Below are 12,236 nucleotides of genomic sequence, written 5' to 3'. Positions count from 1 at the left end.
GCCTCCTTGGAAGGAGACGGGGCGTGCGGCACAATGTGATTGCGAGAACGATATGCTGCTTTTTATCGTAAAACGCCTGCTGTGGATGATACCGTCCCTGTTTGCCGTCAGTTTCCTTGCCTTTGTCCTGATCCAGCTGCCGCCCGGCGACTATGTGACGACCTATATCGCCACACTGGCCGCCTCCAACGAGGTCATCGACCACAACACGGCGGCGCAGCTTCGCGAGCGCTTCGGCCTCGACGACCCGATGATCGTGCAATATCTCAAATGGATATGGGGCATCATCAGCCGCGGTGATTTCGGTATTTCGTTCGAGTGGCAGCAGCCGGTTTCGGGCCTTATCTGGGAACGCATGGCGCTGACGCTGGTTCTTGCCATCGCAAGCCTTCTTGCAACCTGGGCCATCGCGCTTCCGATCGGCGTCTTTTCCGCCGTGCGCAAATATTCGATTGGCGATTATCTCTTCACTGCTTTTTCTTTCTTCGGCCTCTCCATACCCTCGTTCCTGCTGGCGCTGGTGCTGATGTATGTGGCTGCGGTGGAGTTCGGGGCCGATGTCGGCGGGCTGTTTTCAGCCGAATATGAGACTGCCTCATGGAGCATCGCCAAGATGATAGACCTCATGGCCCATATCTGGCTGCCGGTCGCCATTCTTGCCGTGTCTTCCACCGCAAGCCTCATCCGCGTCATGCGCGCCAATATGCTGGATGAATTGCCCAAGCCATATGTCACCACCGCGCGGGCAAAAGGCTTGTCCGAGTTCAAACTGCTGACGAAATATCCACTCAGAATTGCGCTTAACCCGTTCATTTCCACCATCGCATGGCTGTTGCCCAATCTTATTTCGGGCTCCGTCGTTGTCGCCATCGTGCTCAATCTGCCGACGGCCGCGCCCCTGCTTCTGCAGTCGCTGATGGCGCAGGACATGTATCTCGCGGGCGCTTTCGTGCTGTTGATCTGTGCGCTGACGCTGATCGGATCCCTGATCAGCGACATCCTGCTTGCGCTGGTCGATCCGCGCATCCGGCTCGAATAGGAGGGCGCCATGAGCGATATCACCATCACCGCCAATGCCCGGCAGGACCGCGCGGCCGTCGCCTCGCAGTGGCAGCTCATCTGGTGGGCCTTCAAGCGCCACAAGCTGGCCATGGCCGCCATGTTCATCACCATCGCCATGTATATCGTTGCGCTGGTACCGGGCTTCTTCGCCATCAACGATCCGGTATTGCAGAATGCCCGCGCCACCTTCCATCCGCCGCAGCGCGTGCATTTCATCGATACGACCGAGGGTTTCTCGCTCGGGCTGCATTATTATCCGCTGAAGCTGACCCGTGACCCCGAGACACTGGCGGCGGTCTTTGTCGAGGATACGGCGAAGAAAATCCCGGTCCAGTTTTTCGGTCGCGGTTACGAATATTCCGTATTTGGCCTGTTCACCACGGATATCCATCTGCTGGCGTCCGCCGACAAGACGCGACCGCTCTTCCTCTTCGGCGCGGATCGCCTTGGGCGAGATGTCTTCAGCCGCGTGGTCCAGGGGGCGCAGGTCTCCTTGTCGATCGGTCTTGTCGGCGTGTTCTTCTCGTTGCTGCTCGGCGTCGTTCTCGGCGGCATATCGGGATATTATGGCGGTCGCATTGATTTCACCATGCAGCGCGTGATCGACTTCGTGCTTTCGCTGCCCACCATTCCCATCTGGCTGGCGCTGGCCGCCGCACTGCCGCAGGGCTGGCCCGCCACGCTTCAGTATATGATGATCACCATCATCCTGTCCCTGACCGGCTGGGCGCAGCTTGCCCGCGTCGTGCGCGGACGGTTCCTGTCGCTCAGGACCGAAGAATTCGTGGCCGCAGCGCGGCTGGATGGCGTGCCGGAAGGGCGCATCATCTTCCGCCATATGCTGCCGAGTTTTTCGAGCCATATCATCGCCTCGGTCACGCTTGCGGTTCCGGCGATGATTCTTGCGGAAACCTCGCTGTCCTTCCTCGGCCTTGGCCTTCAGCCGCCCACTATTTCCTGGGGCGTGCTGCTTCGCGAGGCGCAGAACATCCGCTCGATCGCGACTGCGCCCTGGCTGTTCCTGCCCGGTGTGGCGGTCGTCATTGCGGTCATGGCTCTCAATCTGCTCGGTGACGGCCTGCGCGACGCAGCCGACCCCTATAACAAGTGAGGCCCCGGATGAGCGACATTCTCTCTATGAAGCCAGCCAAACCGCTGCTTGAAGTCCGCAATCTGGTCACTGAATTTCCAGTGAGGAACGGCATTTTCCGGGCGGTCAACGACCTGTCTTTTTCCATCGATCCCGGCAAGACGCTTTGCGTCGTCGGCGAAAGCGGCTCGGGCAAATCCGTCACCGCCCGTTCGATCCTGCAGATCATCGACAGCCCCGGCCGCATTGCGTCCGGATCGATCATCCTCAACCGTGCCGACGGCACGTCCCTCGATCTGGCGAAGCTCGATCCGCGCAGCCGGGCCATCCGCTCGGTGCGCGGCGCTGATATCGCGATGATCTTTCAGGAGCCGATGTCGTCGCTTTCACCCGTGCATACGGTCGGGGACCAGATCACGGAGGTCCTGCGTCTGCATCTGAAGATGAGTAAGGCAGAGGCGCGGGCCGAGGCCATAGAGCTGTTGCGGAAAGTGGAGATCCCTAACCCTGAAAAGGCGCTGGATCGTTACGCTTTCCAGTATTCCGGCGGCATGCGCCAGCGCGCGATGATCGCCATGGCGCTGGCCTGCAAGCCGCAACTTTTGATCGCCGACGAACCGACGACGGCGCTCGATGTGACGACACAGGCCGAGATCCTCGACCTTATATCGCGGCTGCAAAAGGCGCATGGCATGGCGGTGCTGTTCATCACCCACGACATGGGTGTGGTGGCGCAGATTGCCGATGACGTACTGGTCATGCATCACGGCGTCGCCAAGGAATATGGCACCGTCGATGAGATATTCCATAATCCGCAGGACCCCTATACCCGCATGTTGATCGGCTCCGTGCTGAAGCTGGAGCAGAAGGCGGAAATCCGGCTTGCGCGGCCTCCGCTCGACCTTGCAGCTGCTCCCGTGCTCGAAGTGAATGACCTCTCCATGCACTTCGGCGAGATGAAGGCGCTGGATGGCGTCTCGATCAAGCTTCTGCCGGGCGAAACGCTCGGTATTGTCGGCGAAAGCGGGTCCGGGAAAACCACGATGGGCCGCTCCATCATGCGTCTATACGATCCGACCGGCGGCGAAATGCTATATCGCCGAGCGGATGGCGAGGTGGTCGATCTGGCCAAAATCGAAGGTTCCGAGCTGAAAGCCGCGCGGCGTGAGTTGCGCATGGTGTTCCAGGATCCTTTCGGTTCGCTCAATCCGCGCATGACGGTGGCGCAGGTCATCGGCGAGCCGTTGCTGGTCAACGGCATTGCCAAAGGCAGAGAACTGGATGACCGCGTCTGCGCGCTGATGGAGCAGGTGGGACTGGATCCGGGCGGGCGCGAACGCTATCCGCACGCCTTTTCCGGCGGCCAGCGCCAGCGCATCGGCATCGCCCGCGCCATAACCCTGAAGCCGCGCGTCATCGTGGCGGATGAGGCGACGTCGGCGCTAGATGTTTCGGTGCGGTTCCAGGTGCTGGATCTTTTGATGCGGCTGCAGGATGAGCTGGGCCTCGCCTATATCTTCATCAGCCATGACATCGGCGTCATTCGCTATATGTGCGACCGTGTGGGCGTGATGTATCGCGGCAAGCTGGTGGAAGTGGGAGACGCCGAAAAGGTCTGCAACGCGCCGGACCATCCCTACACGCAGGCGCTTCTTTCCGCCATTCCGCGCCCGGATCCGCGCGACCGGGATCGCACGCGCAGATTCCGCTACGTCGAACCATCCGAAGCCAAGAACGGGGCCGTCGCCCGATAGCGCCGGGCATGCCGCACGCTGCAATTCATGAGGAAGACTGAAGCATGAAAATCGACCGCATGCGGGTATTCGTCACCCGCGACAAGGACCGCCCCCGCGTCATCGTCGCCCTCGATACCGATGACGGTTTGACCGGCTGGGGTGAATGTTACAATCACGGCCCCGATCTCGCCCTACCGCCGGTGCTGGACTACCTCTACGGCTTCCTAGCCGGGCAGGACCCGACGCGGGTGGAGTATCTCTATAACCTCCTGCTTCAGCAGAACCGCTTTCCGCCCGGAGCGCTCGGTCTGTCGGCCATCTCGGCGCTCGATCATTGCCTGTGGGACCTCGCGGCCAAGGCGGCGGGCGTACCAGTCTACAAGCTGCTGGGCGGCGAAGTACGCGACCGTATCAAGGTCTATGCCGGTGTCTACACGGCCCCGGATGCGCTAGCGGCAAGGGAGGAATTCGACCGTCTTAACGAGGATTGGGGCTTCACGGCCTTCAAGCTCAGCCCATGGCGTGTCGATATCCATGCCCATCGCTGGGGCGAGGTGGTGCGCAGTTCCGCTGAATATTTCCGCTCCCTTCGCGAAACCGTGCGCCCTGACTACGACATCGCCTTCGACGCCCATGCCAAGATTTTCGAGCCCGCGGCCGCCCGCCAGCTTGGCAACGCGCTTGCCCCTTACGATCCGCTGTTCTTCGAAGAGCCGCTGCGTCCCGAAAACATCGAGATGTGGGGAGACCTCAAACAGGGGCTGAACTGCACGCTGGCAACGGGTGAAAGTCTATATAATCGCAATGAGTTCCTTCGCCTTCTTCAAGTAAAAGGTGCGGATATCATCCAGCCCGATATCTGCGTCGTCGGCGGCATTTCGGAGATGCGCCGCATCGCGACGCTTGCGGAAGCCCATTTTGTCAGCATCGCGCCGCATAACCCTATGGGACCGCTCGCCACCGCCGTCAATGTGCACTTCTCCGCTGCCCAGCAGAATTTCCGAATTCTCGAATATCGCCTGCCGAAAGGGCAATGCTACGTCTATGGCGGCACCGATCTCGAAAAACGCGAGGATGAAACCCGTTATGTCGTCGACCCCTACCTGCCGAAGGACGGATATCTGGAACTGAGGCCGGACCGTCCCGGCTGGGGTGTCGAGATGGATGAAAAAGCCATGCAGGAGGATGGCTATGTTCATTGGCAAAGACGGGTGCCGAAACGGCCTGACGGCTCATATGCCTTCGCCTGAAACGGTTGCGATTGCCTGCGGGCGGCTCTCCGCCCGCCTGCGCCCCGCCTGGGGTGGCAGAATGACCCATCTGCGGCACTTTGACTACGGCGATATTCTGGTGCCGACAATGGAGCAGGAATTCGAGCCGTTCAACTGGCCAAGGGCTGGCGCATACCCCTTGTTTCCCTATCACAACCGGCTCTATGGCGGGTCCTTCATCCATGCCGGTATCCGCCATGACCTGCTGCCGCATCCGGCGCTTGCGCCTGACGCCATGCATGGCCCGGCTCACCGCCGGCCGTGGGCGATTTCAGATCTGTCTTCGGATCGGGTTTCACTGATGTTGGACTACGAGGCCGACGGGGAGTGGCCTTTTTCTTTTCGCGCCGAGCAGTCTTTCCTGCTGGAAGACGAAAGCCTCGCCGTGGAACTGTCGATAACCAATCTCGCGGATGTGCCAGCACCGATGGCGCTAGGCTGGCACCCCTATCTGGCGGCAGGGTTCGGTCGCAATGCCCGGACGGACGCCAAGCTGCAATATCCGCTGGATGCGCAAAACGTGCCAACCGGCCAGCCGGCGGCGCCTCGCCCGAAACCTGCTATTCCCGCCGCGACGGGATACACATTGCATTTCACTGATTGGTCAAGCGCGCAGGTCGACTTCGACCGGTTTTCACTGCGGCTCGAGGCCGATCCCGTTTTCGGCCATCTCGCCGTGCACCGCATGCAGCGCTACCTCTGTCTTGAGCCGGTTTCCATGGCCGCCGGAGCGCTTGGTTTGTCGCAGGCGCAGCGGGAAGGGCAGGGTCTCGGGACGGTTGCCCCCGGCGAGCGCCTGTCGGGGCGCATCAGGCTCTCCATCGATCTTTAGGAGGAGCGGGTGCGCCTGTGACGCCCAAACGCCCTCCGCCGAACGCCAAACTTCAAAAAACCGCCAAATGCCCATATTTTGAGCGTCAGTAATTATCGCTCAAAAATAGGCTTGACGTCGGCGAAAATTTCGAACCAAATGAACCAATGTGAGATTGGTTCAGTAAATGGTACGACGTGACGGTGAACCCCAACGACAACTCCAACTATGCGCTAGGAAAATTGCGCGCGTATATTCAGGCGCAGGATCTTGCGAAAGACCGTCGCCTGCCGACGGAGCGGGCGTTTGCGGAAACCTTCAATGTCGGCCGGCGTGCGGTCCGTCGCGCTCTTGAGGTTCTCGAAGCCGAAGGTCTGATCTGGAGACGGCAGGGGGCGGGAACCTTTGTGGGTGAAAAGCCCGACGATTGGTCCGCCCAGGTGACGGAACTGGTGGCCGGCACGGATATCATGGAAATCATGGAAGTGCGTCTTCGCATCGAGCCGCAACTGGCGCAGCTTGCGGCCATGCGCGCCAAGCCGGCCGAGGTGGAGCGCATGCGCGCCCTCGTCCACAAGACCGGCCAGAGCACGGATGCCGACGCCAAGGAGTTGTGGGATGGTTCGCTTCACCGCCAGATCGCCCAGAGCGCCGGCAACAAATTGTTCCTGTCCATCTTCGATGTCATCAACCGCATTCGCCAGGACGATGCATGGCAGTCGATACGGGAGCTGGCGCGCCGCAGCGGCACGAACGGCAAGGCTTCCTTCGAACAGCACATAGCGATCGTCGACGCCATCGCCGATCGTGACCCCGCAAGAGCTGGCGAAGCGATGCGCCAGCACCTGCTCATGCATCAGGAAAGGTTGATCCGCGCCACCTCGCTCGGCTTTCTGGAGGAGAAAACCGGACAAGATATTGGCGCCCGCAGCACGGGCGATGCCGATAATCCGCTCACGCCGGCCTCATAGGCGGCAGAGCAGACCTGCCGGACTTTCAGACCCGGCCAATGAAAAAACAAAGATAACCAGACCAGAGGATAGAACATGAAGAAGATCAAGACATTGACCGCCGCCCTGTTGGCCGGTGCATTCCTGTCCGCGCCGGCAATCTCGTCCGAACTGCGTATCGGCCTTAATGACGACGCCGACGTGTTAGACCCCGCGCAATCGCGCACCTTCGTCGGGCGTATCGTTTATACCGCCATGTGCGACAAGCTCGTCGATATCTCGCAGGACATGAAGATCGTTCCCCAGCTTGCCACCGAATGGGCCTGGTCCGACGGCGGCAAGGTGCTGACGATGAAAATCCGCGACGGCGTGAAATTCCATGATGGCGAGACGCTGGATGCGGCGGCTGTCGTGGCCACCATCGAGCGCAACATGACCTTGCCGGAATCCCGCCGCAAGAGTGAGCTTTCCTCGATCGAAAAGGTTGAGGCCACCGCGCCGCTTGAAGTGAAATTCACCCTGAAGACGCCGGATGTCACCCTGCTGGCGCAGCTTTCCGACCGCGCCGGTATGATCGTCGCGCCGAAGGCGGCCAAGGAACTGGGCGCCAATTTCGGTTCGAAGCCGGTCTGCGCCGGACCGTTCAAATTCGTCGAGCGCATCCAGCAGGACCGCATCGTGCTCGAGAAATTCGCCGATTATTGGGACAAGGACAAAATTCTGGTCGACAGGGTCGTTTATCTGCCGATCCCGGATACGACCGTGAAGCTTGCCAATCTTCGCTCGGGAGACCTCGATATCGCCGAACGCATCGCGGCCTCCGATGCCGAGTCCGTCAAGAACGACGCCAATCTGACCTATGCGGATGTCATCGGTCCGGGCTACATGGCCATGTATGTCAACATCAACAACGGCCCCCGCGCGGATAATCCGCTCGGCAAGGACAAGCGCCTGCGTCAGGCCTTTTCTTATGCGATTGACCGGGAAGCGATCGGCCAGATCGTCTTCGAGGGTACGTCAAAAGCAGGCAATCAGGCCTTTCCGCCCACAAGCCCATGGTTCAACCAAAACCTTCCTGTGCCGGCGCGCGATATCGACAAGGCCAAGCAACTGATGAAGGAGGCGGGTTACGAAAAACTCGACGTCGAGCTTCAGCACGCTAACAATACGACGCAGACGCAGATGATGCAGGTCATCCAGTCAATGGTCGCGGAAGCCGGCTTCAACGTCACCCTTAAAGCCACGGAATTTGCCACGCTTCTTTCCGAGCAGACCGCCGGCAATTATCAGCTCAGCCGTTCCGACTGGTCGGGACGCATCGATCCGGATGGCAACCTGCATCAGTTCGTCACCTGCAAGGGCGGCATCAACGATGTGAAATATTGCAATCCTGAGGTCGACAAGCTGCTCAACGAGGCCCGCGCCTCGACCGAAGATGCAGTGCGCAAGGAAAAATACGATGCCGCCAGCGTCATCCTCAACGATGACATGCCGATCATCTATCTCGGTCACCAGCCCTATGCCTACGCCATTTCCAACAAGGTCAAGGGCTGGGCGCCATCGCCGGACGGTATGATCCGCCTTCTCGGCGTCTCCAAGGACTGAACACGTCGCATGCGCCGCACGGCCCTGCCGTGCGGCCCTCACGAATTGGCACGAACGAGGGCCACGCTATGCCTGTTTATATCGGCAAGCGACTGCTTGTCGCTATCCCGACGCTTCTGATCATCTCCATTTTCGTCTTCTCGCTGCAAAAACTGCTGCCGGGAGATCCGGTTCTCGCCATGGCTGGCGAAGAGCGCGATCCGGCGACGATTGAATTCCTGCGTGAGAAATATCGCCTGAACGACCCGGTTCCGCTGCAATATGTCAACTGGCTGGGCGGCGTCGTGACGGGCGATTTCGGAATTTCGCTGCGCACAAACCAGCCAGTGCTGGAACTCATCGGTCAGAAGCTGCCGGTCACCATTCAGCTTGCGGTGATGGCGATGTTCTTTGCGATGGTCATCGGCATTCCGATCGGTATTCTCGCCGCCGTCAAGAAGAACACCTGGATCGATTACGCGGCCAATATTGTTGCGCTTTCCGGCCTCTCTATCCCGAATTTCTGGCTCGGCATCATGCTGATCCTGCTGGTGTCGGTCAAACTCGGGTGGTTGCCGGCATCCGGTTATGAATCGATATTTGTCGATCCCGTGCGCTCCATCGAAACCATGATCATGCCCGCCTTCGTGCTGGGCAACGCGCTTGCGGCAACGCTGATGCGCCATACCCGGTCGGCGATGGTGGCGGTGCTCAGTTCCGACTATATCCGCACTGCCCGAGCCAAGGGTCTTTCGCCGCGCGAGATCATTCTGTCGCATAGTTTCCGCAATGCGCTTCTGCCCGTTATCACGCTTCTGGCGCTGCTCTTCGGCGAATTGCTGGCCGGGGCAGTGCTAACGGAGCAGATTTTCACCATTCCCGGCTTCGGCAAGATGACGGTCGATGCGGTGTTCACCCGCGACTATGCCGTCGTGCAGGGCATCGTTCTTTGCACCGCCGTCGGCTTCATCCTCATGAACCTTCTGGCCGACATTGCCTATGTCCTGCTCAACCCCCGCCTCAGGGCGACGATCTGAGGCACCGATATCATGACCGTTCTCGATCAAAACCTCTCCGTAGCGGTAACGCGGCAGGAAAGCCGCGCCTGGAAAAAGATGAAGCGCAACAAATCGGCGCTTGCCGGCATGGCTATCGTGCTGTTTTTCGCCGTTCTTGCCATTGCCGCGCCGATCCTTCCGATTGCCGATCCGGTGGCGACCAGCTGGTCGGCCATCCGCAAGGCGCCCTCGGCCGCCCATTGGCTCGGCACCGACGACCTTGGCCGAGACATCCTTTCCCGCATGATCTATGGCGCGCGCGCCTCGCTGATGGCGGGCGTGGTCTCGGTGATGATCGCCGTGGTCATCGGCGTGCCCTTTGGCCTGATTTCAGGTTATTTCGGCGGCTGGGTGGATATGGTCATATCCCGCATCACCGAAGCGTTGCTGGCCATGCCGTTCCTCATCATGGCAATCGCGCTTGCTGCCTTCCTTGGCCCGAGTCTTACCAATGCGATGATCGCCATCGGTCTTTCCGCCATGCCGATTTTCGTGCGCCTGACGCGCGGGCAGGTGCTGGCGGTCAAAACCGAAGACTATGTCGAAGGCGCAAGGTCCATCGGCCTCAACCACATCGACATCATGACGCGTTACATCCTGCCGAATGTTTTTGCCCCTATCATCGTGCAGGCGACCCTGACCGTTGCGACCGCCATTATCGCTGAGGCGAGCCTCTCTTTTCTCGGGCTTGGCCAGCAGGCGCCTGCGCCCTCCTGGGGCTCGATGCTGAATACTGCAAAGAATTTCCTCAGCCAGGCGCCGTGGATGACGATGTGGCCCGGCATCGCCATCTTCCTCGTCGTCATCGGCTTCAATCTTCTGGGCGACGGCCTGCGTGATGCGCTCGATCCGCGCGAAGCATGATTTTTTACAAGGAATATCGGAATGAATGAATTCACCACACGCCCTGAAATCCTTGGAACCTTCGGCGTCGTCACCTCAACCCACTGGATCGCGTCGGCCGTCGGCATGGCGATCCTCGAAAAAGGCGGCAATGCTTTCGACGCGGCCGTCGCCACCGGTTTTGTCCTCCAGATCGTCGAGCCGCATCTTTGCGGTCCGGGCGGAGATATGCCCGCTGTGTTTTATTCGAAAAAGAAGGACAAGGTGGAAGTCATCTGCGCACAGGGCCCGGCCCCGAGCGGTGCGACGATCGAACACTACACGTCGGAAGGACTGAAGCTGATCCCCGGCGATGGGCTGCTGGCCACCGTTATTCCCGGTGCCTTCGACGGCTGGATGCTGATGCTGCGCGATTATGGCACCATGAGCGTGCGCGACGTGCTGGAGCCCGCCATCTATTATGCCGAGCAGGGGCATCCGACATTGCCGCGTGTCTCCGCCACCATCAAGGGGCTGGCCGATTTCTTCGAGAAGGAATGGCCGACCTCCCATGAGACGTGGTTGCCGGGTGGTGCCGCACCCGAGCCTCACGCCAATTTCCGCAATCCGGTTCTGGCTGCGACCTATCAGCGGATTATCACCGAAGCCGAAGCGCGTTCCGGCCGCGAAAACCAGATCGAGGCGGCGCGCGACGCCTTCTATCGGGGTTTCGTTGCGGAAGCTATCGACCGTTACGTGAGGACTGCGGAAGTCATGGACGCCAGCGGCGCGCGGCACAAGGGCGTGTTAACGGCGCAGGATATGGCGGACTGGAGCGCGACCGTCGAAGCGCCCCAGACGCTCGACTATCAAGATTGGACGATTGCCAAGACGCCGGCCTGGGGACAGGGTCCGGTTCTGCTGCAATCGCTTGCGCTTCTGAAAGGCTTCGACATTGCGGCCATGGACCCGTCCGGTCCCGATTTCATCCACACCATCGTTGAAGCCATGAAGCTCGCTTATGCCGACCGCGAAGTCTATTACGGCGATCCGGAATTCGGGCAGATCCCGACGGAATATCTCCTGTCGGAAGGCTACAATGCCGGACGCCGCGCGCTGATAAGCGGCGAGGCCTCGCTGGAGCTGCGCCCCGGCACTGTGCCGGGTTACGAAAAGCAGGTGGACGCCACGATGGCCATGCTGGCCGAGATGAGCGGCGCCGGCACGGTCTACGAGCCGACCATGTCGCATCTGACGGAGAAGCGCGGCGATACGGTGCATATCGATGTCATTGACCGCTGGGGCAACATGGTCTCCACCACGCCGTCGGGCGGCTGGCTGCAATCCTCGCCCATCGTGCCCGGTCTCGGTTTCGCGCTCAATTCCCGCGCTCAGATGTTCTGGCTGAAGGAAGGTCTGCCGACCTCGCTTGCACCGGGCAAACGCCCGCGCACCACGCTGACGCCTTCGCTTGCGCTTCATCAGGGGCGTCCCTCCATGGTGTTCGGCACGCCGGGCGGCGATCAGCAGGACCAGTGGCAATTGCCCTTCTTCCTGCGTTATGCCCATCACGGCAAGAACCTGCAGGCCGCCATCGACATGCCGCTGTTCCACACCGCGCATTTTCCGGGGTCGTTTTATCCGCGCACCCGTTCGCCGGGCGAAATCACCGTGGAAAGCACCGTGGGCGAGGCGACCTTGCAGGAGCTTCGCCGTCGAGGGCACCGCGTCACGGTTGCCGATGCATGGTCGGTCGGGCGGCTCACCGCCGCGCGCCGCGATGCGGACGGCCTGCTGCGCGCCGCCGCGACACCGCGGCTGATGCAGGCCTATGCGGTAGGGCGGTGACACC

Annotated in this window: 10 protein-coding genes; all 10 read left to right on the top strand. The window is 60.6% G+C overall.

Annotation, left to right across the window (positions count from 1 at the left end):
* Positions 1 to 52 precede the first annotated feature (52 nt).
* The 10 genes from PL599_RS08395 to PL599_RS08350 all read left to right on the top strand — a co-directional run bounded on the left by PL599_RS08395 (position 53) and on the right by PL599_RS08350 (position 12,232).
* On the top strand, positions 53 to 1,039 hold the full coding sequence (locus tag PL599_RS08395) for an ABC transporter permease (RefSeq protein WP_077983887.1): 987 nt from the start codon (positions 53 to 55) through the stop codon (positions 1,037 to 1,039).
* A gap of 9 nt (positions 1,040 to 1,048) precedes the next feature.
* Positions 1,049 to 2,173, top strand: a complete 1,125-nt coding sequence (locus tag PL599_RS08390) for an ABC transporter permease (RefSeq protein ID WP_137411129.1) — start codon at positions 1,049 to 1,051, stop codon at positions 2,171 to 2,173.
* 8 nt (positions 2,174 to 2,181) lie between these two features.
* Positions 2,182 to 3,906 carry an ABC transporter ATP-binding protein gene (locus PL599_RS08385; protein ID WP_269824360.1) on the top strand — a complete coding sequence of 575 codons (1,725 nt, stop codon included), beginning with the start codon at positions 2,182 to 2,184 and terminating at the stop codon, positions 3,904 to 3,906.
* A 44-nt stretch (positions 3,907 to 3,950) separates the two neighbouring features.
* Positions 3,951 to 5,138, top strand: coding sequence for a galactarate dehydratase (locus tag PL599_RS08380; protein WP_269824361.1), 1,188 nt, complete (start codon positions 3,951 to 3,953; stop codon positions 5,136 to 5,138).
* Positions 5,125 to 5,991 (top strand): aldose epimerase family protein, encoded by an 867-nt coding sequence (locus PL599_RS08375; RefSeq protein ID WP_269824362.1) that lies wholly within the window; start codon positions 5,125 to 5,127, stop codon positions 5,989 to 5,991. The genes PL599_RS08380 and PL599_RS08375 overlap by 14 nt, the downstream gene beginning before the upstream one ends.
* Before the next feature lie 176 nt (positions 5,992 to 6,167).
* A complete protein-coding gene (locus PL599_RS08370) occupies positions 6,168 to 6,941 on the top strand; it encodes a FadR/GntR family transcriptional regulator (RefSeq protein ID WP_142913820.1) in 774 nt (257 codons plus the stop codon).
* Positions 6,942 to 7,016: 75 nt separating this feature from the next.
* Positions 7,017 to 8,525 (top strand): ABC transporter substrate-binding protein, encoded by a 1,509-nt coding sequence (locus PL599_RS08365; RefSeq protein WP_173991670.1) that lies wholly within the window; start codon positions 7,017 to 7,019, stop codon positions 8,523 to 8,525.
* A 68-nt stretch (positions 8,526 to 8,593) separates the two neighbouring features.
* On the top strand, positions 8,594 to 9,541 hold the full coding sequence (locus tag PL599_RS08360) for an ABC transporter permease (protein ID WP_077983880.1): 948 nt from the start codon (positions 8,594 to 8,596) through the stop codon (positions 9,539 to 9,541).
* Positions 9,542 to 9,553: 12 nt separating this feature from the next.
* The gene (locus PL599_RS08355) at positions 9,554 to 10,426 is read left to right on the top strand and encodes an ABC transporter permease (RefSeq protein WP_162520594.1); all 873 of its coding nucleotides are present in this window, start codon (positions 9,554 to 9,556) and stop codon (positions 10,424 to 10,426) included.
* A gap of 21 nt (positions 10,427 to 10,447) precedes the next feature.
* The gene (locus tag PL599_RS08350; protein WP_077983879.1) at positions 10,448 to 12,232 is read left to right on the top strand and encodes a gamma-glutamyltransferase family protein; all 1,785 of its coding nucleotides are present in this window, start codon (positions 10,448 to 10,450) and stop codon (positions 12,230 to 12,232) included.
* Positions 12,233 to 12,236 lie beyond the last annotated feature (4 nt).

This window comes from Agrobacterium sp. ST15.16.055 (genome assembly GCF_027956555.1).
Taxonomy (GTDB): Bacteria; Pseudomonadota; Alphaproteobacteria; order Rhizobiales; family Rhizobiaceae; genus Agrobacterium; species Agrobacterium salinitolerans.
The sequence above is the reverse complement of the archived record's forward strand: the minus strand, read 5'-3'. Positions and strand labels throughout refer to the sequence as shown.

Bases quoted from the DNA above. Each gene is read 5' to 3' on its own strand.
- PL599_RS08395 (WP_077983887.1), top strand. From the start codon at position 53: ATGCTGCTTTTTATCGTAAAACGCCTGCTGTGGATGATACCGTCCCTG.
- PL599_RS08390 (WP_137411129.1), top strand. From the start codon at position 1,049: ATGAGCGATATCACCATCACCGCCAATGCCCGGCAGGACCGCGCGGCC.
- PL599_RS08385 (WP_269824360.1), top strand. From the start codon at position 2,182: ATGAGCGACATTCTCTCTATGAAGCCAGCCAAACCGCTGCTTGAAGTC.
- PL599_RS08380 (WP_269824361.1), top strand. From the start codon at position 3,951: ATGAAAATCGACCGCATGCGGGTATTCGTCACCCGCGACAAGGACCGC.
- PL599_RS08375 (WP_269824362.1), top strand. From the start codon at position 5,125: ATGCCTTCGCCTGAAACGGTTGCGATTGCCTGCGGGCGGCTCTCCGCC.
- PL599_RS08365 (WP_173991670.1), top strand. From the start codon at position 7,017: ATGAAGAAGATCAAGACATTGACCGCCGCCCTGTTGGCCGGTGCATTC.
- PL599_RS08360 (WP_077983880.1), top strand. From the start codon at position 8,594: ATGCCTGTTTATATCGGCAAGCGACTGCTTGTCGCTATCCCGACGCTT.
- PL599_RS08355 (WP_162520594.1), top strand. From the start codon at position 9,554: ATGACCGTTCTCGATCAAAACCTCTCCGTAGCGGTAACGCGGCAGGAA.
- PL599_RS08350 (WP_077983879.1), top strand. From the start codon at position 10,448: ATGAATGAATTCACCACACGCCCTGAAATCCTTGGAACCTTCGGCGTC.